The sequence below is a fragment of the Nostoc sp. LEGE 12454 genome, from assembly GCF_056620565.1.
The window spans coordinates 19,310-44,277 of the sequence record NZ_JBWQXL010000035.1; the positions used below are offsets into that span (position 1 = coordinate 19,310).

Consider the following 24,968-nt stretch of genomic DNA (forward strand, 5'->3'; position numbering starts at 1 on the left):
GAAATATCCCCGCACTTTGAAAAGCTAAGTAAGTGCGGGGATATTTCATTAACAGTTATCTCAAAGCCATTTAGCTTCTTCTCTCATGCAACCGCTCATCATTCGTATTAACGTCTAATTCCTCACGACGAACAGTACCTTCGGCTTCAACTGTATCCTGTTCAACTACTTTCTTAATTTTCACTTCCTCACGCAAAACCGCTTCCTTCTGAATATTCGGGGTTTCTTCATAAATCCCCATCCGAGTAACTTCTCCTTCACGGAAGTTAGCCTCACCAGACGATACAGTTCTACCAGCTTCGTTTGGAGTAGTGCGTTCAATGATTACGCGTTCTTTTTCAACTGGCACAGCAACTCTTGCCGTCTCAGTTTCAACGTGTTTGCCAACAGAGACTTCTCCTGTCTTAACACGAGATTTATTGGCAACTAAACGTTCTTCGTATAGTTTCAGATTTTGATGATCCTGCTGATTCATATCATAAAGATTTGGTTCATCTTCATACGTATATGTATTGCGATCGCTAGAGACTGGTGGAGCATTTACAGGTGTCGATGTCTCTACAGGTGTTGATGTCTCTAAAGGTGCTTGTCTTACGGGAGTACGATAAACTCCACGCACCCGTTCCTCATAATCGTAATCAACATGTTCCAAATCATTAAAATCTGGTAAATTTTCTACTTGCTCCTTCGTCAGTCCAATAGCATACACGCATCTATTGCTATAGCTTATTCGGGAACGCCCAATTGGTAACAATACTTGTCTACCAAAGAACCAAAAACCTGTGTCAACAACTAAATAGCGGAAATGACCCGAATCATCCACCAAGATGTGTTTGACAGTCCCAACTTTATCGTCATTTATATCTGAATAGACATCAAAATCCCTAACTTCATAGCTATCAAAATCTGCATCACCATAGTTACCAGCAAAGTCTTCGAGTTTATATAAAGCCATATTCTTTTTCCTTTTACATCTATATTTACAATCGTAAGGATATAATTTTTTAATCCTTCTTTCTCAAGAAAGATATTAATGTCTAAAAAATCATTACTATTGAATTAATTGTTTTAAAAAATTCGGGTTAATCAAACCAAAAGTAAATCTCTGCATACGATTATAGAGGCTTATAACTAAGTTGTTAAACCTGAAATCAGCAAAAATCTCGGAGAAATTCGTACTTATTGAGCCTTTTGTTTTTTGATCGGAGTACGAACAATATACTGATTAGCAGGTAAATTAATAGCAACTGGTTCTATCTTTCCTTGGGAAACTAAAGTTTGATAAACTAAAGCCGTAATCTCTCCTCTAGTTGCAGGTTTACTTGGATTAAGAACTTTAGGATTTGGATAGTTGACCACTATATTTGCTTTAGTAGCGGCTGCTACATCTCCAACTGCATATTGTGGAATCTTATTAGCATCTGCGTAAGTGTTAGTAATAATAAATGACGCAGGGCGATTAAGATTCACAGCATTAGCTGGTACAGCCTGGGCCTTTGATATGAATAAAGGCTGCATTAAAGTAGTAACAGCAAGCGGCATTAAAATACGTCTTTTTACAGGTTTTTGTGCGATTTTTTGAGGAACTACTCTTTGCGTAACTGTGGGTACAGTAACTGCTGATGTACCAGTAGTTAGATTTAGACCTTTGTTTAAAGCAACTATAGCCTCAACCTTAGAAACTGATTGATTGGGACGAAAGTAACCACCAGGATAACCTGTCATAAATCCTTGTTGATATGCTTCTTCAATGGGACGAGTAGCCCAATAGTTAGTAGGAACATCTTTATATACAGCACCACTTTGTATCTGGCGAGTTGGTGGTTGATCAAAAGCTTTACGAATAATTGCTGCAAACTCATCTCGGTCTACTGGTTGTTCTGGTCGAAATGTACCATCAGGATATCCAGTTACAATATTTCTTGCAGCCAAACCTCGAATAAATGGCTGTGCCCAGTAATTAGATTGAACATCACTAAAGGTAGTTGTAGGGGAAGATTGAGCAGATGTTTCTAATGCTCCAACTGCTAGTACTGTGAAATTTAAAGTTAGTAAAGATACACCTGCTGAAACGAACTTAGTTAACTGTGTCATGATCCATGTCCCCTGTTTTTTCAATTCTTCATTATTTCTAATACTTCAATAGTTATTAAAAAATAGTGGAAATTTAGTGGAGAAATTTCTCCTACAACTTGAAACACTACTAAAGACTGACTATGCTTATTACTTTAGATATATAACGCAACAATGAAAATATCAAAAATTTCATTGTTTTAGTAACGGTTTATGTTATTAATAGAAGAATTTTATAGCAATCTTATTTTAGTGGTGAAAAATATAGATTACGGAACGAACCGCCATCTCTACGAGAGGCTTCCACCAACGCGCAGCATCTCGTTAGAAAAGGACGCATAGACACGGAGTGGCTTCCCGCAGGGTAGGATAGGATGCAAAGCAAAGAAAGAAAAAAGAGAAATATAATTTTAACGAATGATTTAGGACTGGTATAAATCTAAGTAATAAAATATAAAACTTGCTTTCGAGAATAAAAATATAGCAGAGTTCTCCACGGCTTTTCCACTATTTAGATTTAATCTAAGTCTCAAACGATAAATTAATGAAATTTTCCTTATATAACTTTTTTGCTACCTTAACTATCAGTTGTTTTACTATGTACCCATTTTACGTACAAAAATTAAGTGTTAATTGAATATGAGATACATCTTTCAAAAAATCTTTCTTTGGATAGTAGAGTTATTGTCTGAAAACGCAAGATGGTTAGCGGTAGGAGGGTAGAATGCGTCAACTCATTATCCAAGTACCACGAGGAAATGGAAAAGCTGTTATCGATATTGCCAAATCTCATAACGGCACAAATCTGGCTCGATTTGAAGGAAATGCAGAAGAACCGATTGATGTAGTGATTGTTCACGTTTCCAATCGGGAAGTTGGCAAAGTTCTGGACAAGTTGCAAGACTTACCCAAAGTACAAATTACGCTCATACCAACTGGTGTGATCACTCTGCAACCCCCCGCATCGGAAGCGCCGCAACAAGTTGTAGATGTGGAAGAACGCAGTCCGATTGAGATTTTTCTTTCTGGTTTGCAAAGTGTTGGCTCTTGGCGAGGCTTTCTTGGTTATGCAGCACTGGCAGGCTTTGTAGTCTGGATTGGCTTGTATACTAATACAGCTTACTTGCTGGTGGCGGCAATGCTGATTGCACCGTTTGCAGGCCCGGCCATGAATACAGCGATCGCTACTGCATGGGGCGATCGCAAACTCTTAGGACGGAGTATTTTACGATATTTTTCCGCTTTAGCAGTCACAATTGCCACTACTTGGCTACTTAGCCTGATATTACGGCAAGAAATTCCCACCAGTTTAATGGTAGAAAGTAGCCAGGTTTCAGCAGTAGCAGTGATTTTACCATTGGCAGCCGGAGCAGCAGGGGCGCTCAATTTGGTGCAGTCAGAACGGAGTAGTTTAGTATCTGGAGCAGCAACCGGAATGTTAGTTGCCGCTTCCTTAGCTCCACCTGCGGGAATTGTAGGTATGGCAAGTGCAATTGGCAGATGGGACATGGTAATTTCGGAGCTATTCTTACTGTTTTTGCAACTATGCGGTATTAACTTTTCAGCAGCACTCTTGTTCCGAGTGTTCGGGTTATCTGCTCAAGGAACTCGCTATGGGCGTGGTAAAAAACGGGTATTCTTTTCTGCCTTAGTGATAACTGTCATCGCATTGGCTCTTTTGCTGACTTGGCAGTTTTCTCATTCTCCCAATTTACAACGCTCTAGCCTAGCCCAACGTGCTAACGCCCAAGTTCAGAAAACTGTGGAGCAAGTTGGTTTAGCAAAATTAGTCGAGTCAAATGTGCGCTTCACACGATCCAATATTGAAGGGCAGGATACCTTATTATCTGTTATTTATGTACAGCGTCAACCGGGAGCTACAGCGTCTAGTGAAGAAATACGCTCACGCCTCACCCAATCAATTCAAACCCAATTATTGAAACAGGACTTAAATGTGACACCTCTAGTTGATGTCAAAGTACTAGAAACCCCTGCTAGTAAACAATAAGGACAATTCTCTAAAAATTCTCTAAAATTACGAATTACGAATTACGAATTAATCTCATGAGTAGTCCAAAGCTTTCAGAAAAACAAGCCCTAGAAAGAGAACGTAATGAAGTCTTGCAACAGTTGGAAGATTGGCTAGAAATTCCAATGTTAGTGCTGGGCTTTGTATGGCTAGCACTATTCATCATCGAGATCATCTGGGGATTAAACTCTTTACTGGAAGCCTTTAGCATCACTATTTGGATTATTTTTATATTAGATTTTCTACTTAAACTAGCGATCGCTCCTCACAAACCTGACTATATCAAAAGCAACTGGCTAACAGCTATTTCTTTGGTGTTACCAGCGCTGCGTACTTTTCGGATTATACGGCTGGTACGGGTATTAAGAACAGCACGGGCTGTACGAGGGCTACAACTGTTGCGAGTTATGACTCGTGCTAACCGAGGAATGCGGGTTTTAGCAGCAAGTATTAGCCGTCGAGGGTTTGGTTATGTTGTGGCGTTAACAATGATCGTTACTGTAGTAGGAGCAGCAGGGATGTATGCGTTTGAAAACGAAGTTCCTGTGGAATCAGGGCTGCATAACTACAGCACTGCTTTTTGGTGGACAGCAATGCTAATGACAACAATGGGTTCTGACTATTCGCCCAAAACGCCCGAAGGTCGGGTGCTTTGTTTTTTCTTAGCGTTATATGCGTTTGCCGTGTTTGGTTATGTCACTGCAACTCTGGCGACGTTTTTTATTGGTCGTGATGCCGATGATGACGAAGCAGAGTTAGCTGGAGCGAAATCAATTCAAATGCTTCAGAGTGAAATCGCAGCATTGCGCGGGGAAATTCAAGAATTATTGCATCAAAATTCTGAGCGTTAACGTTAGCAAAAATTACTTTGTGAGGAAACTTGATGAATGCAGAAATCTCGACAGCTTGGGATAAGGTTCAAAGCATGGTTAACGGGTTCATAGCTTTGCTACCGAACATTGTATTAGGGTTAATTGTCTTCATCTTCTTTTTGTTTGTTGCCAGCAGAATTAAAGTAGTGGTCAAGCGGTTAACTCGCAATCGTCGTTCTGCGCGAAATCTGGGACTAGTACTAGGAAGGTTAGCGCAAGGACTAACAATTTTGATTGGGTTGTTTATCGCCCTTTCCATTGTGATTCCTACATTTAGAGCCGGTGATTTGGTACAACTTTTGGGAATTAGTGGTGTTGCAATTGGTTTTGCTTTCCGCGATATTTTGCAAAATTTCTTAGCTGGAATTTTAATTCTGCTGACTGAACCTTTTCAAATTGATGACCAAATTGTTTTTAAAGGCTTTGAGGGAACAGTCGAAAATATTGAGACACGCGCAACAACAATCAGAACTTATGACGGTCGGCGGATTGTCATTCCCAACTCAGAATTATTTACTAATTCGGTAACTGTAAACACTGCATTTGATAATCGACGATTAGAGTACGATGTCGGCATTGGCTATAACGACGACATTGACCGTGCCAAGCAGTTAATGCTAGACGCAATGCTTAGTGTAGACGAGGTTTTAAAAGACCCGGCTCCTGATGTACTAGCAATGGAACTAGCCGAAAGCACTGTCAACATCCGGGTACGCTGGTGGGTTCATCCACCACGACGCGCAGATAATCTGATTTCGCGGGATAAAGTGATTATTGCAATCAAGAAAAAGCTGGTTGCAAACGGTATTGATTTGCCCTTCCCAACTCAACAAATTCTGTTCCACGACCAGACAGAAGAGACAGATGGAAACCGCTCTCGTCAGCGTGAAGGTTGGCCATCTGGTAAAGGTGAAGTACCGAAGCCTCGCCGCATCAGCGATTCACTTCTTTTGCTTGCTCAAGCACGCTCCTCACAAGATAATAACGGCAAAATAGATTCTCAAAGCAACGAACAATGAAAAATGTCAAGATAAGCAAACTGTGGGATCAACTCCACTCAAGTTACTGGTTCATACCGGCAGTTATGGCGGTGGGAGCTACTGCTTTAGCTTTCACAATGCTGAATCTTGACCGTACAGGCAAGGTAAACATTGATTATTGGTGGGTTTACGGTGGTGGAGCAGATGGGGCGCGATCGCTGTTAGGATCGGTTGCAGGTTCGATGATTAGCGTTGCTGCTACAGCCTTTTCAATTACAATTGTGGCACTTCAATTGGCTGCTTCCAATTTCGGGCCGCGACTACTGCGTAATTTTATGCAGGATACAGGTAATCAAATTGTACTAGGCACATTTATTGGTACGTTCATCTACTGCTTGTTTGTACTGCGGACAATTCATGGAGAAGGAGATGGATACGAACAATATGTGCCACAACTTTCGGTTACAGTCGGCACTTTACTCGCAATTATTAGCATTGGTGTATTAATTTATTTTATCCATCATGCTTCAACCATAATTCAGGCATCTCAGGTAATCCAAAATGTTAGTGAGGATTTACATTCAGCAATTAAGCGGCTATTTCCAGAAAGAATTGGGCATGGTGAACCAGAACATAGACAAGGAATAGAAGAAATTCCCATGTCCTTTGAGAAAGAAGCTTTACCGATTCGAGCTAATGGCACTGGTTATTTACAAGCAATTGATAATGGGGAATTGATGGAAATTGCTTGTAAACATAATTTGCTAATACGCCTTCAGGTTAGACCGGGAAAATTTCTAATTCAAGGTAGCGATTTAGCCTTGGTTTTTCCTGGGGAAAAAGTAAATAAAAAACTTACTAAACAAATCAATGATGCTTTTATTTTAGGCAAAGAACGTACAGAACAACAGGATATAGAGTTTCCAATCGATCAATTAGTAGAAATAGCTCTGCGTGCCATTTCCCCTGGAATAAATGATCCATTTACTGCAATTCGCTGTATTGACCGAATTAGCGCAGGGCTGTGCCACTTAGTTCAACGAGATTTCCCTTCGCCCTACCGCTACGATAAAAATAAAAAATTGCGCTTCATTGCCGAAGGAGTCGATTTTCAAGGATTGGTTGATCGTGCTTTTAACCAAATTCGGCAGTATGGAAAATCGGATGCAGGAGTAACTATTCGTTTGTTAGAAGCTATCGCTGCAATTGCTACTTATACCAACAATTCTAAATATCAAGCAAGCCTGCGCCATCATGCTGACATGATTTTACAAGATAGCCGTGAAGGACTATCACAAGAACGAGACTACAAAGATGTAGAAGAGAGTTATTATCAGGTCATTAAAAACTTAAATAATGATGACAATAATAAAGATTGGGATTAAGTATAAAAATAGCGTTTTAAATTAACATTTTTGAGGTAATAATTATGAAAATTCTGAATTGGAAAGGTTATCGAATTATCGCATGGATAGGACAGGCTCTACTAACGATTTTTGTCATAGCCGCAGCAGTTCAAGGTAAATGGTCAAATGCCCTGGGTCTTGCAGTCTTCCTTGTTATATCCTTTGTGTTTGTCATCCGCGATGATAAATTACCCACTTTATTTGATTTTTTGTTTGTGTTGGCTGCATTGCTCAATGCTACTGGTTGGGTATGGAATTTGTTTGGTATACCAGGCCCCTATGACGAAATTGTTCATGCTTATACGACTTCTGCAATTACCCTAGCACTCAGTTTTTTAGTCTATGGTTCAATGTTGAATATATTTCGGAATCATACACTTTTGTATTTAGTGACAATTACTAGTTTTGGGATTGCTATTGGTGCTTTGTGGGAAGTCACGGAATGGTCTGCTGGTAAAATTCTCAGCACTCAAGTGATTGAAAGTTTGGATGACACCATTATTGATTTAGTTATGGACAGTCTCGGTGCTGGATTAGCAGCTTTAATTAGCCTTTGGGTGTTGCGAAACTGGACAAGTCGTAATGCAGAGGCAAATCATTCGCAAACTGAGACATACATTTAAATTACATAAGATTTAATACTTTAGAGAACTATGAATACATCAAAAAATTATTTTTTGACTCGGAAACTAGCAACTCATCTGCTGCTACCTTTTATTGGCATAACCACAGGTTTTTTGAGTAGCTGTTCAACAGATTTTTCTGGAAAAGTTCGTCCTCCAATTGTTACTTCTCCGACAGTTAAGGAGACACAGAATCAAAGTTCGCGCCCTCTAACACCAACTGCTGAGGATAATAATTTTGTAGTTGAAGTTGTCGAAAAAGTAGAACCAGCTGTAGTTCAAATTAATACTTCCCGAACTATCAGAAGCGCAGTACCACAATTACCTGATACATTAAATGACCCATTCTTTCGGCGCTTTTTTGGTGATACTGTACCAACACAGCCTCAAGAACGAGTAGTGCGCGGTGTAGGCTCCGGTTTTATCATCGATCCCAATGGGCGGATTCTCACCAATGCTCACGTTGTTAACAATGCAGATACGGTGACGGTATCATTTTCTGACGGTCGTACTGTTGAGGGCAAAGTGCTAGGACAAGATACGGTGAGCGATGTTGCAGTTGTGCAAATTCCTGGTAATAACTTACCAGCAGTAGAAATCGCAAATTCCAATACTTTAAAACCAGGACAATGGGCAGTTGCGATCGGTAATCCTTTAGGTTTACAACAAACAGTAACAGTAGGTGTTATAAGTGCGATCAACCGTTCCTTAAATCTCTCCACCAGACCTAGTAGTTATATTCAAACCGACGCAGCAATTAACCCCGGAAATTCAGGCGGGCCACTCTTAAATGCTCGCGGTCAAGTCATAGGCGTTAACACTGCAATTATCCAAGGTGCTGAAGGTATCGGCTTTGCCATTCCTATAGATACAGCTCAAAGAATTGCCCAGCAATTAATTACTCAAGGCAAAGTTGAATATCCTTACTTAGGTCTTCAGATGGTGACACTAACACCTCAAGTCAAGAAAAGAGTCAAGGATTATCCAAACAGTAACGTCCGCATTGTAGCAGAGCAAGGAATTCTTATTATTCGCGTTATTCCTAATTCTCCTGCTGCCAGAATCGGATTGCGCCCAGGAGATGTTATTCTCAGAATTAACAATCAACCCGTTACTACGTCTGAAGAAGTTCAGCAAATTATTGAAAAGAATGGCTTAAATAATAACTTACAAATCCAAGTGCTACGCAACGCACAGAACTTAGCATTTACAGTAAAACCTGAACCACTGGCATCTCCAAACAACATCCAGCCTTAAGTTTGTCAGGTAGATCATGCTTACCTGATATTAGGTTCGGTTAAATACTTATAATATCTGTAGGTTGGGTTGAGGAACGAAACCCAACATTTACCGAGATTTGTTGGGTAACGCTTACGCTCCTAACCAACCTACAATTTCCCTTAACCGAGCAGTATTGCAACGCTTGATCCTTGTTCATGTTGGGTTTCACTGCCGTTCAACCCAACCTACATTGAGAAGTTTTATTATAAGTAATCACCCGAACTTGATATGACTTATCAACTGTTTTCAACAGATGATTCAGACTTGCCATTTACCACAGCTAATACTTTCTCTTCTTGATTATCTTTTTTATTTTGCTGCCAATTGTTGAGTACATCCTCGACTAAAACTTCTTTTATCCATGTTTGAAACACAATTACTAACGGAACAGCGAGAAATACACCCAAAAATCCAAAAAATCTGCCAAAAAACACCACTGCTACCAAAGTAACTGCTGGCAGTAGAGATGCTTGGCTTTTCATCACTAAAGGCACTATAACTAAACTTTCAACCTGCTGAATTCCAAAGTACAAAGCTATAACTGCGGCGATTTTCCAAGGTTCTTCATTTAATGCTAGCAGTGCAGGCGGAATCACACTCAAGGTTGGCCCAACATTGGGGATAAATTCTAATAATCCTGCCAAAATAGCATTAACTAATGGCAATGGTATTCCCAAAATCAACAGTCCAATATAGCTGAATGTTGCAATGACCAGCATAGTCAGTAGCGTGCCTTTTATCCAGCCAGTCAACGAGACTGCACACTTATTTAGAATGTCATCAACTCGCTGACGATAAAAAGCAGGAAATAACATTATAAATCCCTGCCGATATGGCGAGGGATTGACTAATAACATGATGGTAAGAGCTACAAAAAGCAGCAAACCTAAAATAAGAGAAAGCGAGCTACTGACTAAGCTAAAAAAGTTGTTTATTAATCGATTTAACCAATCTTGTAAACCTTGGGTGATATACCTAAGTCCTCGAATATTTTCTAATAGTTGGTCAGGAATTACATTTTGTAACCAATTATTCCACGATCGCAATCGTTCTAGCCCTATAGGCATAATATTACCAAATTGTTGTAATTGGTCAATAAGACGCGGCACAATCAGTGCAAAAAACCCGACTAAAACGACCAATAAGAGAATAACTGATATGGCAACTGCAATGCCTCGATTAATGCGAAATCTTTGAAAAAACCTCACTAGTTGATTTAGGATTGTAGCTAAAACTACTGCTGCAAATACCACCAAAAGTATTTGTCGAATTTGCCATAAAACATAAAGAGATATAACAAGAGCGAGAAACCCGATCAATTGCCCTAAACGCACAATTCACCTCCAAAATTTTGCTATTTATAGCCTAAAAATTCACTTTCCAAACTTCTCCTTTATTCAATAAATTATTTAATTTTATTTTTTTAATTAGCTTGTAATTCCTCAATTTCTAACAAACTAACAATTACCCCAGCAATGGGTATAGAAAGAAATACTCCTAATAAACCAGCTATTTGTGTACCAATTAAAAGAGCAAAAAATACTACTAGGGGATTTAAGTGAACTGTGCTTTGCATTACACGAGGTGCAATCAAATTATCTTGTATTTGTTGCAAAACTATGCAAGAGATTAATACTTTTATACTAATAAACCAACCACTTTGTACCAATACAATTAGAGAAACTAAACTAACTCCTAGTGTAGCTCCGATACCGGGAATCAGGTCAAAAAGTCCCACAGTGATAGCTAGAAGAAACGGGAATGGGATATGAAAAAGTGCGAAAACCAAAAAAGTGGCAATGCTAAGAATCAATGAGATTAGCAATTGACCTCGCAAAAAACCAATGAAGTTTTTTTGAATAGCTGTTGCAAAGCGATCGCGTTGATTATCGGGAATCTTATTAAGAATCAGTTGCCAGATTTTTTCTCCATCAGTCATTATAAAAAAGGCAACTACAATAATAATGATAAATCCGACATAACTTTCTAATAAATTGGGCAAAAAGCCTAACGTAATGTTTATGCCATACACAACCCAGTTGCGAATTTGTGTTTCTACTGCCTCTAAATTTATTTGAATATTTCGAGCGGCTAATGCGCTTTGTAATTCATTAAAAGGATTGTTATTAGAACTAATAATTTGTAATAGTAAACCTGCTAATTCTTGTGTTTGCGTTACCAATGTATTACCAACAAATACAAATAGGAAAATTATTGTTAATAAACTGATAACCATGACTGTACCCAAGGCAAAACCTCGCCTCACAAACCTTTCTAAGTAGCGCACAGGATAGTTAAGAATGAGTGCTAAAATTGTCGCAAAGGTAAATATAAAAACTACATTTTTGAAATACCAGAAAACTTTTACTAATACCCAACCACAAGCAGCAAATAGTAAGAAGCGAACTAGTGTATTTGTACTAAGCTTACTCCAAAAAGTTTTTTTAGTTGGCTGTTTTACAGGTTTATTCATATATTTGGTTATTTTTATTTACTAATTCTATATTTTTTAATAGTTATCTTCGCTTTACACGGTTCAATATTCGAGTGATTAGTTGTGATTGTTTAATATTTTTGTTTGCACAATCATCAGCACCGCTCGCAAATATTTGCTCAACAATATCTGCTGATAAATTATCAACCAGAAACAGCACTGGCAGCAATTTCCAGTACGGATCGTTACGTACTACCTGACAAAGTTCAATGCCATTGATATGAGGCATTTCTACATCTAAAATTAGCAGGTCTGGAGAAAATTCTGTCAGAGTATCCCAGAAATCTCGTGGATCTTCAAGAGTTTTTAGAGTAAGTCCCAATGGTTCTAAGGTTTGTCGTATGACAGTTAACGCCTGTGCATCATCGTCTACAACCATTACTCTCGCTTCAGTAATACGATTTTGTTGTAAAACTTGGGCCACTGACTCCAAAATTTGGCTAGGAGGCATGGATTTTTGCAAAAAAGCACGTCCGCCAGATCGTGCAACCTCTAGGCGTAGGTGAAGCCCGCCCCAGGCATCGCTAAAATTATCTCGCTCTGTAAAAATTAACACAGGTATTTGTGGTGTTCGCTGGGATAATTCTGTTATTAGCTTCAAACTATCTTTCTCAATATCAAGATCGAGTAGCACCACATCAGGATTTAAAGATATGATTATACTTCTGGCGGTGGCGATATTAGTAGCAATCTTAACTTGTAGTTCCTGATTCTCAGCCTCATTTCTCAATTCCTCAACTACTTGTTGATCGTTACTAATTACTAATAGTAGACCTTGGGTTTGTTCAACTGGGGTTTTTTCTAGTTCTCGTTGCAACTCCAGCAAAAGATTATCTAAATAAAAACATTTAACTTGGCTAATAGGTTTTTTATTTTGAAGTAAATCTTCTATCTCATTGGCTAATAGCGAACCTTTTGGAAAGCCAAAGCTACCCAAGGAACCAGCTAGCTTGTGAGCTTCTTGCTCTGCTTTTTGCCGCAATTGAGCGTCAAGTGTACCTTTTCTTAAAGCATCAGCTGCTAGTTTCAATACTGCAATGCGCGAACCAACCTTAGCTTTGAAACTTTCCCGCTCTTGAGCAATGGCTGTTAGTAGAATTTGCTGTTGATTTAAATCTATTTCTGGCTCATGTTTTGGGCAACTTTGCTCACGATCTAGAGCTTTTAAACGATAACCCATTCCATAGACAGTTTCTATAAAATCATAGGATGCACCTGCTGCTTTTAGTTTCTGCCGTAAACTTTTGATATGAGATTTAATCGTATTTTCTTCAGGTGGATCTTTTTCAGCACTCCAAAGTTGATCTACAATCGCACTCCGGCTAAAGATGCGCTGGTTGTTGCGTAAAAAAAGGTCTAAAAGGCTAAATTCTTTTGCTGTTAAATTTAGAGAAATGTCTGCATAAGTCACTTCACAAGTACTAGGATCGAGACGCAACTCTCCCCATTCTAAAACTGGAGGTAAAGAAGTATTTCCCCGACGTAATAAAGCACGAATCCGAGCTGATAACTCTTGAAAATCAAATGGTTTGACTACATAATCATCTGCTCCGGCATCTAAACCGATAACTTTATCAGTTTTAGTCTCTTTTGCCGTTAAAAGAAGAATCAGCATTTGATAACCTGACTGTCGTAATTGCCGACAAAGACTTATGCCATCTAACTTTGGCAGAACAATATCTAACAAAATCAGGTCATAGTTACAGACATGTACCAATTCCCAACCGGCTTCACCATCAGCTGCAATATCAACCACATAATTTTGTTTGGTAAGATATCTTGCTACAGCTTGAGCAAGCAAATCATCGTCTTCAACCAACAGAATTCTCATGAAAATGTTTGCTTTTAGAAGCAACCCTGATTGCTGTAATCGAATTTATATAACTTAGGTTATGCCCTTTTCAGTTTTATATGGCATCTATCAAAGGCAAGGTTTAAGTAACAGATTCGCCACGTCTAATCTATTTTGACAAAACATTTACTTGGGGCTGTTACAAGTCAGGACAGTAGAAAACCTGGTAGTAATGTAGCATTAACAGAGCAATACTGATATAGACTAGAGCGAAAAGATGACGAACAAGCGATAGTTAAGCAGTTATTTACCTTAAGAATTAAGTAAACCGAATTAATTACACAATGTCATTGCGATCGCTCGCAATGACATTAAATATTTTTGTTCATCTAGTTAGGAATACCTACGGTATGATTAAGCCGGATGTCGTTTGACTAACAGCCGCACCAGTGATACACCATCGATTTTGTTAAAGTGCGATCGCGTCTCAGTCAGCAATTCAAAAAAATATCTATCGTAATCATTTTCCAAATGGGTATTACAGCCTTTTTTACAACCCAGTAAAGTTGTAACCTACTCCGATCATCAGCCCGACATCTGTTTCATCTAAAAACGCCGCATTCACTCCTGCTGTTGCCGTGAGGTTAGTATTTAAAGGAACATCTACACCACCCGATAAAAGCAAACCAACGTCTGCATCATCACTAGTTTCAATCGCTACGCCAGCCCCAATGTATGGTGCTACAGCGAATGTATCTTCAAAAGCATCTGCTGTCCGAAAGTTAAAGTCATAGGTGAGAGGAAGCAGAACAACAGGGTCGTCCTCAATCGCCACAGATGGACGTACAGAAAAGGTACGCGTCAGCCCAATTTTGCTGATCACCATAAAGCTACCTTCACCTAAAGCTGAATCACCGCCTAAACCAATGTTGCCAGCAACTCCAATATAGCTGGAGCCACCACGGGTAGTTCGACCTGGATTAACATCCATTTGCGCCACCTCAGCAGAAGTTTTAGAAGCAGGTTGTGTTGGCTGGGGAACTAAATCGGCTGCTGTTGTTGAAATTTTACCGGGATTCGGTATTTGTGCTTGAGCAGATAATCCACTTCCAAGCATTGTGATTGTGGAGAAAATAAACAACGCAGAAAATCGCTGTAACCAAATACTATTCATTTTTCAAATTTCCAAATAATTTTGCATGAAGGAATCAGGCATTGGAAAGCAATCTAATATGCAACCAAATTACTGTTACTTTCCTAACTGATTCAAGCTGATGTCAGCCAACTTCATTAACTGTATGGATAACACCATTTCTCGCCTGAATTACACTTTTGAAGTTATCTAGGAAAAGTGGAAAACTTGTGGATCTGAGCAATATTTGCAAAATTGCTCAGATTTTATCAGACATTTTACCCAGGCTGGCAACAACGGCAATTAACTCAGCTGCTCTAACTGGTTTCGCAACATGTAGCTGAAACCCTGCTGCTAATGCCTCTTTGTAATCTTCTACCCTGGCATACCCCGTCAGTGCAACAGCAGGAATCCGCCCACCTCGTTCTGCTTCAATTTCTCTGATTTTACGCATCAGCGCGTAGCCATCCTCGCCTGGCATCCCAATGTCGCTGATTAACACATCTGGATGTAATTCTTCTAGTGCCTCAAGTGCCTGTCTTGTAGAACTAAAAGTACTAACTTTTGCTCCACACTCTTCGAGTACTGCGGTAATCCACTGCCGCACATCCGCTTCGTCATCTACAACCAGCACTCGCAAGTTGGTAAGGGGATTGGGGGATGAGGGAGATGAGGGAGATGAGGAGGAAAGACTTTCTCCTCTGCTTTCTTCTAAAATGGGCAACTTGACTGTAAATATTGCACCTTGCCCTATTCCTTGGCTTTGGGCTTGGATTGTGCCACCATGCAGTTCTACCACATGACGAGCGATCGCTAGCCCTAAACCTAGTCCTTTATTTGAACGAGTATGACTACTATCTGCTTGGCAAAAGCGCTCAAATACATGAGGTAGAAAGTCAGCACTGATACCCTTACCCGTATCACTGACTTGAATTTGAACATAGTTAGAAATTGAGGGTTGGGAAAATTCTTCCCCACTCCCCAATTCCTTTGACAACTGCACCTTAATTCGTCCGTCGTTGGGTGTAAATTTAATTGCATTGGTGAGTAAATTTAACACAACTTGTTGCAAGCGATCTGAATCACCCGAAATTTTTTCTATTGAAGTATCAAGTATAGTTTCAATTTGAATACTCTTAGCATCTGCCAATGATTGTACAACCTCGAACGCGGCTGTAATTACTTCTACTAAATCTACCAAATCAATGGAGAGTGAAAGTTCTCCTCTAACAATACGCGAAATATCAAGTAAGTCTTCAATAAGTTGCATTTGCAAATTAGCATTGCGTTCAATTATCTCCAATGCAAGAGTTACTTTAGCTTCGTCTAGCACACCCGTTTGCAACATCCCCGCCCAACCAATAATTGCAGTCATGGGGGTACGTAATTCATGGGATACTATTGCTAAAAATTCGTCTTTGGAACGGTTTGCAGCTTCTGCTGCACTTTGCGCCGCTTCGCTCACAGCGCGTGCAGCTTGTTCTCGTAACAGCAGTTGCTCTTTTTCTTCCTCGGCTTGTTTGCGCTCAGTAATATCTTGCATAATTTTAGAGAAACCGCGCAGATTTCCATTTTCATCTCGTAAAGGAGTGATTACACAATGCGCCCAGAAAAAAGTCCCATCCTTACGGATATGCCAGCGATTTTCTTTAGTAAAACCCTCAGTTATGGCTTTTGTTAATACTTGTTGTGGTTGTCCGCGCTCAATTGCTTCTGGTGAAAAAATTCGCTCAAAAGGTTGACCAATAATTTCTGCTTCTTGATAGCCTAAAATACGCTCGGCTCCAATGTTCCAACTGGTAAAGTTACCGTTGGGATCTAGCATGAAAATTGCGTAATTAGTTACTCCTTCTATTAACAATCGATAACGTTCTTCACTTTGGCGCAGAGTGTCTTGGATTTGACGTAGAGACTCGTAATTTTGCTGGGCGGCTCGCGCGTTTTTCTGAGCTTGCGATCGCGCCTGACGCAGTGCGGTGTTAAGTAATGTAATCAACACTGCTACCAGCACAAACTGAACCAACCCCACCACACCGAACCCAGTAACAGACAAAGAATAGAAAGGGAGCAAAAGGAAGTAGGCGCAGACTATGGCAGACAAAAAAGTTGCCAACAATCCTGGGTTTAAGCCACCATACCAGGAACTAACCATGACAGCAGCTAAAAACAGTGGGTAAATAGAATTCAGCCTGTGTAGCTGCCATAGAAGCAGTGTCAGCAGTAAAGCTAGTAAAACCGTTAAGAATGCAATGCTATAGCCTTTTAGCTGCGAGAATCGCTGTTCGCGGGGCGTTCCGTAGGGAAGGCGAGGCAAAGCCCATCGTGTCAATCTCCACATTTTCTATTACTTTTGGTCTATTACTTCTGGTTATGTCATCTGTTTATTAAACTTCTACCCTAGTTTTCCACTTTCAAGTTTTACCATTAGAAATTAATCTTAAGAGGATGGTAGCTTTAAACAATGCCCCTCATTACATTGGAATAATTAAAGCACTAAGTAATAATAATTTAAAAAAGGAAAATAATAACGATGACCTCTAAGCAAATCTTAGTTATTGATGATGAAGATGACATCCGTCAATTGATTCAGACTTGTCTGGAAATAATGGGGGGCTGGAAGGTATTGACTGCTACTTCAGGTAATCAAGGATTATTCTTAGCTCAGTCATCTCAACCCGATGCTATCCTTTTGGACGTAATGATGCCTGATATGGATGGTTTGACAACTTTTCAAAAACTACAAGCTAATCAAATAACTAAACACATACCTGTGATTTTCCTTACAGCAAGAGGACGTAATAATGACAAAAGCTTATTTAATAATCTAGGTGTCAGAGGCATAATCAGTAAACCATTTAATCCTCAGAAACTAGCTGTTCAAGTAGCAGCAGCACTGAGCCTGAGCTAAAGTATATTAAAAAATCTGGTGTTTCCAATTTAGCTATTCCTAAATTATTTGTGGTAATTTAGATGCCAGAGATAAGATTCTTGTAGTCTCTCTACTTTAGGATAGATTTGCTTTAAAAAAAGGTCTATCTATAGTTTTGGTAGTCTCTTTCTGAAGTCGTAGTTTTTTCCGAAAACATATATCCTCCACTAGTTTTCCACTTTTACTCTCTAATTTAGAACTAAATCAATAAATAGTAGTTCTGAATTTAAGATGAATTCTTTTCAGTAAAACAACTAGTATTTCAAAAATTAAATACATTAATTGGTGAGTTTTATTATATAGATGAGATTAAACTCTAATTTCATCTATTTACTTAAAATATCTACTTAGGGGGTATATGATAAATAATTTAGAATCACTTTCCCATCCACCAAGCAAACAAAAATTTGCTGCTACATTGCGTTTAGTAAGTCGAATTAGTTTTTGGGTACAATTAGTACTTGGTGGGATTTCTGGCATTGCTGTATTGTTAGCATACTTTAGCCGTAACATTACTACTCAGACAAGCAATGCAGGTATAGGGTTTGGGATATTTTTGGCTATTGTTGGTATTTTATTGCTGTGCTTTCGAGTCTATTGGGCTTTGCGTTATCGGAAAATGGCTAAACTTTTACAAACACCAAATTCTCAAAACCATCCCAAGAAGGAAGACGTAATTCAAAATTTACGAATTGGATTACTCGTGAGTTTGGTAGGGTTATTAATAGCTTTTATTGCTTCGGAAGTGACGGTTTCAATCATTTTGGGTAAAGCAGTAGCACAACCTCAAGGTGTCGCAATTTATCAGGCAGAAAATGTAATTCGTTCGCTAGACATTTTTGTAATGTTAGCAAATGTCAACATGATTGGCGCTCACTTTTTTGGTGGAGTTACTTCTCTTGGTCTACTTTATTGGTTAGAAGATTAATAGGTGCAGTATTGATTTGATTTTGTCAGCTATTGCTATGGAAGTACTAATCTATATCGAAAGTAGTATTTGCCAAATGTATTAGAATTCTCCTCGACTTTTCCACCATTGAGATTTAACCTCAAAATACAGTCTGTTTTCATGTCTCCTCTTTTGGTTGAGCGGCTCAACTTTCCCTAAAGTACATAATCAAAAATTTGAATTATTGCAAAAAAAATTAAATATTCTCTAAGTTAAGAGTATTTCTCATCTTTCACTAGATGTCACTATTGGGATTTTAAAACAACAAGCAAAGATAAAATTATCAGGAGGTATTTATGCACAAGTTCAATCATTCTTCTTTCAAAAAAGTTGGATCGGTAGGAACAATTTTTGGAACGTTGCTAATTGGTTTGTCTGCAATGAGTCAATCAGCAGTAGCGCAGCCGCGAATTTCCCAAATTAATCCTTGCCCTAGAATTTTCTATGAAGAACCACACCGCGATCGAGTTATGGTTCCAGCAGGATGTCCACCGAATGCTGCAACTTTAAGATTTGAAAGACAACAGCGAAATACTGGTTCTCAGAGTATTATGGTTCCTGCCTATCCTATGAATGGAAGACGCACAAATGTTAATGTCATACAACCACCTGCTCCAGAAAGTCGGCAAAGTGCGATCGCAACTATCACACCAACAGCAGGTACAGTCGATGTGAAATTGAAAAATAACACTAACGCTGGTATCTCTTATCAAGCAATTGGTCAGACCCAACCTCGATATCTAGCAGGTGGACAAGAGTTTGTCCTACGAGGCTTACCAACACCTATTAGTATTACTTTGGTACGTCAAGATGGTGGACTGCTTAAAGTTATGCCCACGTCTACTTCTGAAGGGACACTCGCAGTCTCGTTAGATGAAACAACCAATTTCGATGACAATCAAGGCGTATTGAGAATTCAAAGAGATGGTCAAGTCTTTTTGAATTAATATAATTCACCGCAGAAATGTTGAACGCCTGAAAACGCTGATAACAACAAATCAAAAATTTTGTAGTCGTTCAATAATATCAGGTTCAGTTTAAAAATTATCACTAGGACTGACGTAAAAGATTTTGAATAATAAGTCACGATCTGAACCTGATAATTAGTTAACCCAAATGGAGATTTTGAAATGACCAACTTTATGCAAACTAAATGGAGTTCTAAAGGAACAATTGCTCTAGCAATATCTGCAATGCTGCTTGGAGGTTGTACCAACGAATTAGATCAACAGGCCGGAGTACCAGAAACCAATGTGACTACAGAAGAAGTCGCAGATAATACAAACGAACTAATTGGTAAAACTGTAACAATTAGAAGTACACCCGTCAGAAAATTGGGGCCGTCAACTTTTACAATTGCCGATAAGCAATTTTTTAGTGCTAAACCAATTTTAGTTGTAAACGCTTCGGGTAAAACTTTCACCCTGCCTACTGACCCAAATACACCAATTCAAGCGACAGGCCCAGTTCGTAAGTTGGTGATTGCAGATATTAATCGAGATTACAACTTGGGCTTAGATCCAAACTTGTACAAAGAGTACGAAACCCAACCTGCAATTATCGCTCAATCAATTGCACTTGCTCCTAAACCAGGTGAACTTACCACAAACCCTCAACTATACTACGGTAAAAACTTGGCAGTGACAGGTGAAGTCGAAAACATTAGAAATGCAAACTCATTCACTCTTGATGAAGACAAATTATTTGGTGGACAAGACTTGTTAGTGATCCGCGTCAGTAATCCGAAAGGAACTGTCAATGAAGGTGAGAAAGTTGCAGTCACAGGTGTGTTGCGCCCGTTTGTTGTAGCTGAATTAGAACGAGATTACGACCTTAAATGGGATTTAACCTTACAAAAGCAGCTAGAAGTAGAATACAGGAATAAACCTGTATTAGTTGCAACAGAGGTATATCCCTCAGCAATTCCGCAATAAGGGATTCTACAGCATTGTCTATCAGGAAAACTTTTGATAAATAGCCTCAAAACAAATAAGAATAATGGCAATAAATGACAATTCTCAAAGGGGAGATTTCTTACAAGCACTGAGTAAGGCAGGGGTATTAGTTTTCCTGATAGCGATCGCTCTGATAGTGAGAAGTTGTAGCTTTTTTGACGCAAAGGCAACTATCACTAACACATCTGAAATCGCTGAAAACACGGACGAATTTATGGGGAACTCTGTAACAGTTAAAAGCAGAGTAATTAAGAAAATTGGTTCAAGTTCATTTACGGTTAGTGATGCACGCTTCTTTCGCGGTGAACCTCTTGTAGTTGTCAATGCTTCAGGTGTGCCTTTTAATCTACCATCTGACGAAAATATCAAAGTTCAGGTTACTGGTCAGGTTCGTAATTTAGTAATTCCCAAAATTGAGCAAGAGTTTAATCTCAATATACAGGACGAATATTACAAAGATTACATCAATAAACCTGCAATTATTGCTCGATACCTTGTATTAGCGCCTCAACCTGGCCAAATAACACAACGTCCCAAACAATATTATCGTCGTCAAGTTACAGTTACAGGAAAAGTAGAAAATATTCGCAGTCCGGTTTTACTAACGCTAGATGAAAACCAATTGTTTGGTGGGCAAGATTTGCTAGTTTTATTAAAAGCACCGCCCAAAGTAGCAATAAATCAGAACCAAACAGTATCGATAACTGGTGAAGTTCGTCCTTTTGTCATTACTGAAATTGAGAAAGAATATAATTTTACCTGGGATCTAAATGTAAAAAGAGAGTTAGAGGCTGAGTACGGCAACAGACCTATTTTAGTTGCTGAAACTGTATATCATCCTTCTTAGAAATTCTCAGTTTTTTATGACGGTCTTAAATGCTGTGCTTTCTGTAAGACTCTATGAGATCGTTATGTAGCTTTTCAATTACACCTACACAGATTAGAGCCGTAACAAGTTTGGGTGGATAGCAATGAAGTAGCTAATTGAGGATAATGCTGGATTTAGAACACTTTGAACAAGTTTGCTGGCAAGGGTTGTTCACTAATTTTGAACACTGTAGTTAACTTGAAGAAGATTATGCCAAATTCTTTTTCTTTTATTTACTCTCGTTTCTATCGTCGCTGGTTATATTTCTTACTGTCAGTTTTAGTAGCGGTTGGCATTGGTGTGGGTTCACCCCAAAAGACACAGGCAATTTCATTGTTTGATCTCTTGAATCAAGGAATCCAAATATTCCAGCTATCCACTATTTCGGATCGAGAGGAAGTCCAACTAGGCAAGCAGATTAATCAACAGTTAGTTAATAGCGATATTAAGCTTTATCGCAATCAAAATGTGAATCGCTATGTCAACCAAGTTGGTCAATGGTTGGCGACAAATAGCACTCGTCCTGGTATTCCGTATACATTTCAGGTAGTTCAAGATGATAGTGTAAATGCCTTTGCCACAATGGGAGGCTATGTTTATGTCACTACCGGATTGCTAAAAGCCGCAGATAATGAAGCTCAATTAGCCAGCGTTATCGCTCACGAAATTGGTCATATTGCTAGTCGGCATTCAATAGAACAGATGCGAGAAACAGCGATCGCTCGTGGTTTTGCTACAGCAGCCGGATTAGAGCGTAGTACAGCAGTTCAGATTGGTGTGGATTTGGCATTACGCCGTCCCCACAGCCGCCAAGATGAATTTGAAGCCGATCAAAGAGGACTGAGGACTTTAGGACGTGCTGGTTATGCTCAGTCTGCGATGATTGCTTTTATGCAAAAGTTACTCAACCAGCCTTTAGTACCGACATTTTTGAGTACTCATCCCGCAACAAGCGATCGCATTACTGCCTTAAAAAGTGCAGCTAATTCTCAAAAAGCTCATAGAGGTGGCGGTTTAAACAATACTGTATATGAGGAAAAAATTCAACCTTTAAGTTAGTTAATCACAAAATTAAACAGTTTTTACAGGAGGAAAATATGGCTTTGTACAAACTTGGCGAATACAATCCCAACTACAAAGATGAAATTTTTGATGGTAATGACATCAAAAAAATTGATGTTTATGCCGATGATAACATGGTTGGCTTTGTTGTCAATATATTAGTTGATGAAAGTGATGGACGTTTCCGGTATTTCATCATTGATACAGGCTTCTGGATTTTCGGCAAAAGAGTATTGCTCCCAGTGGGTTTAGCTCGTCTTGACTATGATAAGAAACATCTTTTTGTTCCTAACTTGACTAAAGATCAAGTAAAAAATCTACCTGAATTTAGCGAAGATTTAGCAATCGATAATGATTATGAAGAGAAAGTTAGAGGGGTTTACCGACCTTTAGTGCCATCAGTAATGCCGGGTATGTTAGGTACTCCTGCTCTTTATAATTACACGCTAGAGCCTTACTTTTACGAACTGAACGATCCCAACTTCAGAACCTATGAAGAAAACCTGAGAAATGGGAGAAATCCAAATAGAGCAAAAATTTGATCGGAGGATGTTAGAAAAGTTCTCTTATCGGTATCAAATTGGCTGTGTTTAATTTAGGAGAAATATAAATTTATGAATACTCGATTTATGCGCTCAATAATTTTACCATTGGGGTTAATTTCTGCATTATTTTTGGGGATGTTACCCTTTAGTTTTGCACCTGCTAAGGCGCAGACAACCTCAATTACAGGTAGGCTTTCAAAATACTCTCCTGTGAAAGCTCCTTTCCTTAAACCTGGATCTCGCGGACAGCCGGTGAGAGATGTGCAAGCTGTTCTGAAATATTTAGGATTTTATAACGGAGCTATTGATGGTATTTATGACCCTAGAACTGCTACAGCAGTAGCTACCTTTCAGCGATCGCAAAGAATAGTTGGTGATGGTAGGGTAGGAGCGCTGACATGGCAAGCTTTACGCAGTAATATACCACCCGTGCGTCGTCGTGCTTTCTAAAAATTTGAAAAGTCTAATTTATTACTAGCACTGGCGACTAAAAATTGTGGCTAACAATATTAGTACAAATGAGCAGAAAATGATTAATAAAAGCCGCGATTTATCAACACATACTAGTAACAAACAGCAGCCACAAAAAACTGTAAACATCCCAGATTCACCCCAAGGTTGGGATAACTTGAAATGGCTAGGCCCTAGTTTTTTGTGGATGCTTTCGGCTGCGGGTTCAGGTGAATTGCTATTTACGCCAAGAATTGCTGCACTCTATGGTTACACCCTACTATGGGCGCTACTTGCTGCTGTGATTTTGAAATGGTTTATTAATGGTGAAGTTGGTCGTTTTTCAGTTTGTACTGGCGCAACCATCCTAGAAGGTTTCAAACAACTTCCCGGCCCCAAAAACTGGGCAATCTGGTTGATTTTGCTGCCGCAGGTAGTGGTAGCAATTTCTACCGTTGCTGGACTTTCAGGAGCCGCCGCGACAGCACTAATTTTGGTTGCTGGAGGAAGTGTGCAACTATGGACAGTAATTATTATTGTTGTAACAGCTGCGATCGTACTTTTGGGGCAATACAACGTAGTAGAAAAGATTTCTTCTTATGTAGGGATTGCCCGTACTGTAGCAGTGGTAGCTGCGGCTATTTTCGTTTTCCCTAATGTTCGCAAACTAGCAACTGGGTTAGTACCGCAAATTCCACAAGATGTGCAGTATCAAGAAATACTACCTTGGCTGGGTTTCATGTTGGCAGGAGCAGCCGGATTAATGTGGTATTCCTACTGGGTAGAAGCCAGAGGATATGGTGCAGCCAGTGTTAAAGGAAAACAGAGTATAGACCCCAAGCAACTCAACCAGGAGCAAAAAAAGAAGCTGCGTGGTTGGCTAAATTTGATGACTATATCCAACACTTTAGCAGTGGTGGGTGCGCTGTTAGCGGCGTTGTCTTTCTTGATTCTGGGTGGTGAGTTGCTGCGTCCCCAAGGACTTGTACCCAAAGAAAATCAGGTTGCAGAAACTTTGGGTAGTCTGCTGGGCGACCTTTGGGGGCCATTTGGCTTTTGGTTTATGGTGGCGATCGTTTTTATTACCTTTTGTAGTACCGTACTATCGGTAGAAGATGGTTTTGGACGAATGTTTGCCGATGGTACGCAGATATTACTGCAAGGGTTTGGCGTGCGGGGACGCTGGACAAATGAAAAGTTTTTGCAGCGTCTGTATATTGTAGTGCTATTGGTAGCCTTACCCATCGCCGTTTACCTGTTTTTCGGTGAACCTGTTGGCTTACTACAAACCGCAGGCGGAATTGAAGCTGCTCACATCCCTATCGTCACCGGACTGACTCTTTATTTAAATCATCGAATGTTGCCCAAGGAACTGCAACCATCAAAAATTATCTTTGGCGGAACAGCGATCGCTGGCATCTTTTTTGGTGTATTCGCAATTATTTATCTGTTGCAACTGCTTGGTATAATTGGCTCAAGCGGCGCTTCAGGTTAATAAATATAGTATAGAGAGCAGTTTCATCTTTCT

Annotated in this window: 22 protein-coding genes; 15 read left to right on the forward strand and 7 right to left on the reverse strand. The window is 39.4% G+C overall.

All coding sequences use genetic code 11. The features are described 5' to 3' along the window. Nucleotides 1-70 precede the first annotated feature (70 nt). Entirely contained in the window at nt 71-955 is an 885-nt protein-coding gene (locus AC1F2U_RS26015) for a DUF2382 domain-containing protein (protein ID WP_480263719.1), read from the reverse strand. A gap of 224 nt (nt 956-1,179) precedes the next feature. Beyond that, nucleotides 1,180-2,094, reverse strand: coding sequence for an S-layer homology domain-containing protein (locus AC1F2U_RS26020; RefSeq protein WP_480263720.1), 915 nt, complete (start codon nt 2,092-2,094; stop codon nt 1,180-1,182). Nucleotides 2,095-2,797: 703 nt separating this feature from the next. On the opposite strand from AC1F2U_RS26020, the gene AC1F2U_RS26025 reads away from it, so the two are divergent. The 6 genes from AC1F2U_RS26025 to AC1F2U_RS26050 are packed head-to-tail and all read left to right on the forward strand — an operon-like array spanning nt 2,798 to nt 9,240. Then, the gene (locus AC1F2U_RS26025; RefSeq protein ID WP_480263722.1) at nt 2,798-4,081 is read left to right on the forward strand and encodes a TIGR00341 family protein; all 1,284 of its coding nucleotides are present in this window, start codon (nt 2,798-2,800) and stop codon (nt 4,079-4,081) included. A 56-nt stretch (nt 4,082-4,137) separates the two neighbouring features. Then, nucleotides 4,138-4,953 carry an ion transporter gene (locus tag AC1F2U_RS26030; protein WP_480263723.1) on the forward strand — a complete coding sequence of 272 codons (816 nt, stop codon included), beginning with the start codon at nt 4,138-4,140 and terminating at the stop codon, nt 4,951-4,953. Between the two features lie 32 nt (nt 4,954-4,985). Then, complete coding sequence (locus AC1F2U_RS26035; RefSeq protein WP_480263725.1) at nt 4,986-5,993, forward strand: mechanosensitive ion channel family protein; 1,008 nt, start codon at nt 4,986-4,988, stop codon at nt 5,991-5,993. Beyond that, the gene (locus tag AC1F2U_RS26040) at nt 5,990-7,339 is read left to right on the forward strand and encodes a DUF2254 domain-containing protein (protein ID WP_480263727.1); all 1,350 of its coding nucleotides are present in this window, start codon (nt 5,990-5,992) and stop codon (nt 7,337-7,339) included. Before AC1F2U_RS26035 ends, AC1F2U_RS26040 begins: the two co-directional genes overlap by 4 nt. 44 nt (nt 7,340-7,383) lie before the next feature. After that, the gene (locus AC1F2U_RS26045) at nt 7,384-7,983 is read left to right on the forward strand and encodes a DUF2238 domain-containing protein (protein ID WP_480263728.1); all 600 of its coding nucleotides are present in this window, start codon (nt 7,384-7,386) and stop codon (nt 7,981-7,983) included. A gap of 30 nt (nt 7,984-8,013) precedes the next feature. Then, on the forward strand, nt 8,014-9,240 hold the full coding sequence (locus AC1F2U_RS26050; RefSeq protein ID WP_480263729.1) for an HhoA/HhoB/HtrA family serine endopeptidase: 1,227 nt from the start codon (nt 8,014-8,016) through the stop codon (nt 9,238-9,240). Between the two features lie 260 nt (nt 9,241-9,500). Here AC1F2U_RS26050 and AC1F2U_RS26055 read toward each other — a convergent pair whose 3' ends face one another. From AC1F2U_RS26055 to AC1F2U_RS26075, 5 genes are all read right to left on the reverse strand, one after another. After that, nucleotides 9,501-10,598, reverse strand: a complete 1,098-nt coding sequence (locus AC1F2U_RS26055; protein WP_480263730.1) for an AI-2E family transporter — start codon at nt 10,596-10,598, stop codon at nt 9,501-9,503. An 89-nt stretch (nt 10,599-10,687) separates the two neighbouring features. Then, complete coding sequence (locus tag AC1F2U_RS26060; RefSeq protein ID WP_480263731.1) at nt 10,688-11,737, reverse strand: AI-2E family transporter; 1,050 nt, start codon at nt 11,735-11,737, stop codon at nt 10,688-10,690. 43 nt (nt 11,738-11,780) lie between these two features. After that, on the reverse strand, nt 11,781-13,589 hold the full coding sequence (locus tag AC1F2U_RS26065) for a response regulator (protein ID WP_480263732.1): 1,809 nt from the start codon (nt 13,587-13,589) through the stop codon (nt 11,781-11,783). 511 nt (nt 13,590-14,100) lie between these two features. Then, nucleotides 14,101-14,724 carry a hypothetical protein gene (locus AC1F2U_RS26070; protein WP_480263733.1) on the reverse strand — a complete coding sequence of 208 codons (624 nt, stop codon included), beginning with the start codon at nt 14,722-14,724 and terminating at the stop codon, nt 14,101-14,103. 217 nt (nt 14,725-14,941) lie between these two features. Further along, nucleotides 14,942-17,020 (reverse strand): ATP-binding response regulator, encoded by a 2,079-nt coding sequence (locus AC1F2U_RS26075; RefSeq protein WP_480263734.1) that lies wholly within the window; start codon nt 17,018-17,020, stop codon nt 14,942-14,944. 192 nt (nt 17,021-17,212) lie between these two features. Between AC1F2U_RS26075 and AC1F2U_RS26080 the strand changes: the two genes are divergently transcribed. From AC1F2U_RS26080 to AC1F2U_RS26120, 9 genes are all read left to right on the forward strand, one after another. Continuing rightward, complete coding sequence (locus AC1F2U_RS26080) at nt 17,213-17,590, forward strand: response regulator (protein ID WP_094351958.1); 378 nt, start codon at nt 17,213-17,215, stop codon at nt 17,588-17,590. 379 nt (nt 17,591-17,969) lie between these two features. Continuing rightward, nucleotides 17,970-18,539 carry a DUF3611 family protein gene (locus AC1F2U_RS26085; RefSeq protein ID WP_480263735.1) on the forward strand — a complete coding sequence of 190 codons (570 nt, stop codon included), beginning with the start codon at nt 17,970-17,972 and terminating at the stop codon, nt 18,537-18,539. Nucleotides 18,540-18,856: 317 nt separating this feature from the next. Continuing rightward, a complete protein-coding gene (locus AC1F2U_RS26090) occupies nt 18,857-19,507 on the forward strand; it encodes a hypothetical protein (RefSeq protein ID WP_480263736.1) in 651 nt (216 codons plus the stop codon). 183 nt (nt 19,508-19,690) lie between these two features. Further along, nucleotides 19,691-20,494 (forward strand): hypothetical protein, encoded by an 804-nt coding sequence (locus AC1F2U_RS26095; protein WP_480263737.1) that lies wholly within the window; start codon nt 19,691-19,693, stop codon nt 20,492-20,494. 64 nt (nt 20,495-20,558) lie between these two features. Then, entirely contained in the window at nt 20,559-21,362 is an 804-nt protein-coding gene (locus AC1F2U_RS26100) for a hypothetical protein (protein WP_480263738.1), read from the forward strand. 231 nt (nt 21,363-21,593) lie between these two features. After that, entirely contained in the window at nt 21,594-22,442 is an 849-nt protein-coding gene (locus tag AC1F2U_RS26105) for a M48 family metallopeptidase (RefSeq protein WP_480263739.1), read from the forward strand. A 38-nt stretch (nt 22,443-22,480) separates the two neighbouring features. Next, a complete protein-coding gene (locus AC1F2U_RS26110) occupies nt 22,481-22,987 on the forward strand; it encodes a PRC-barrel domain-containing protein (RefSeq protein WP_480263740.1) in 507 nt (168 codons plus the stop codon). A gap of 72 nt (nt 22,988-23,059) precedes the next feature. Further along, on the forward strand, nt 23,060-23,440 hold the full coding sequence (locus AC1F2U_RS26115; RefSeq protein WP_480263741.1) for a peptidoglycan-binding domain-containing protein: 381 nt from the start codon (nt 23,060-23,062) through the stop codon (nt 23,438-23,440). 79 nt (nt 23,441-23,519) lie between these two features. After that, nucleotides 23,520-24,935: an Nramp family divalent metal transporter gene (locus AC1F2U_RS26120; protein ID WP_480263759.1), complete on the forward strand. Its 1,416-nt coding sequence runs from the start codon at nt 23,520-23,522 to the stop codon at nt 24,933-24,935. Nucleotides 24,936-24,968 lie beyond the last annotated feature (33 nt).

Excerpts from the sequence above, each read along its gene's own strand:
- AC1F2U_RS26015 (WP_480263719.1), bottom strand. The coding sequence starts at position 955 with ATGGCTTTATATAAACTCGAAGACTTTGCTGGTAACTATGGTGATGCA.
- AC1F2U_RS26020 (WP_480263720.1), bottom strand. The coding sequence starts at position 2,094 with ATGACACAGTTAACTAAGTTCGTTTCAGCAGGTGTATCTTTACTAACT.
- AC1F2U_RS26025 (WP_480263722.1), top strand. The coding sequence starts at position 2,798 with ATGCGTCAACTCATTATCCAAGTACCACGAGGAAATGGAAAAGCTGTT.
- AC1F2U_RS26030 (WP_480263723.1), top strand. The coding sequence starts at position 4,138 with ATGAGTAGTCCAAAGCTTTCAGAAAAACAAGCCCTAGAAAGAGAACGT.
- AC1F2U_RS26035 (WP_480263725.1), top strand. The coding sequence starts at position 4,986 with ATGAATGCAGAAATCTCGACAGCTTGGGATAAGGTTCAAAGCATGGTT.
- AC1F2U_RS26040 (WP_480263727.1), top strand. The coding sequence starts at position 5,990 with ATGAAAAATGTCAAGATAAGCAAACTGTGGGATCAACTCCACTCAAGT.
- AC1F2U_RS26045 (WP_480263728.1), top strand. The coding sequence starts at position 7,384 with ATGAAAATTCTGAATTGGAAAGGTTATCGAATTATCGCATGGATAGGA.
- AC1F2U_RS26050 (WP_480263729.1), top strand. The coding sequence starts at position 8,014 with ATGAATACATCAAAAAATTATTTTTTGACTCGGAAACTAGCAACTCAT.
- AC1F2U_RS26060 (WP_480263731.1), bottom strand. The coding sequence starts at position 11,737 with ATGAATAAACCTGTAAAACAGCCAACTAAAAAAACTTTTTGGAGTAAG.
- AC1F2U_RS26065 (WP_480263732.1), bottom strand. The coding sequence starts at position 13,589 with ATGAGAATTCTGTTGGTTGAAGACGATGATTTGCTTGCTCAAGCTGTA.
- AC1F2U_RS26070 (WP_480263733.1), bottom strand. The coding sequence starts at position 14,724 with ATGAATAGTATTTGGTTACAGCGATTTTCTGCGTTGTTTATTTTCTCC.
- AC1F2U_RS26075 (WP_480263734.1), bottom strand. The coding sequence starts at position 17,020 with ATGTGGAGATTGACACGATGGGCTTTGCCTCGCCTTCCCTACGGAACG.
- AC1F2U_RS26080 (WP_094351958.1), top strand. The coding sequence starts at position 17,213 with ATGACCTCTAAGCAAATCTTAGTTATTGATGATGAAGATGACATCCGT.
- AC1F2U_RS26085 (WP_480263735.1), top strand. The coding sequence starts at position 17,970 with ATGATAAATAATTTAGAATCACTTTCCCATCCACCAAGCAAACAAAAA.
- AC1F2U_RS26090 (WP_480263736.1), top strand. The coding sequence starts at position 18,857 with ATGCACAAGTTCAATCATTCTTCTTTCAAAAAAGTTGGATCGGTAGGA.
- AC1F2U_RS26095 (WP_480263737.1), top strand. The coding sequence starts at position 19,691 with ATGACCAACTTTATGCAAACTAAATGGAGTTCTAAAGGAACAATTGCT.
- AC1F2U_RS26100 (WP_480263738.1), top strand. The coding sequence starts at position 20,559 with ATGGCAATAAATGACAATTCTCAAAGGGGAGATTTCTTACAAGCACTG.
- AC1F2U_RS26105 (WP_480263739.1), top strand. The coding sequence starts at position 21,594 with ATGCCAAATTCTTTTTCTTTTATTTACTCTCGTTTCTATCGTCGCTGG.
- AC1F2U_RS26110 (WP_480263740.1), top strand. The coding sequence starts at position 22,481 with ATGGCTTTGTACAAACTTGGCGAATACAATCCCAACTACAAAGATGAA.
- AC1F2U_RS26115 (WP_480263741.1), top strand. The coding sequence starts at position 23,060 with ATGAATACTCGATTTATGCGCTCAATAATTTTACCATTGGGGTTAATT.
- AC1F2U_RS26120 (WP_480263759.1), top strand. The coding sequence starts at position 23,520 with ATGATTAATAAAAGCCGCGATTTATCAACACATACTAGTAACAAACAG.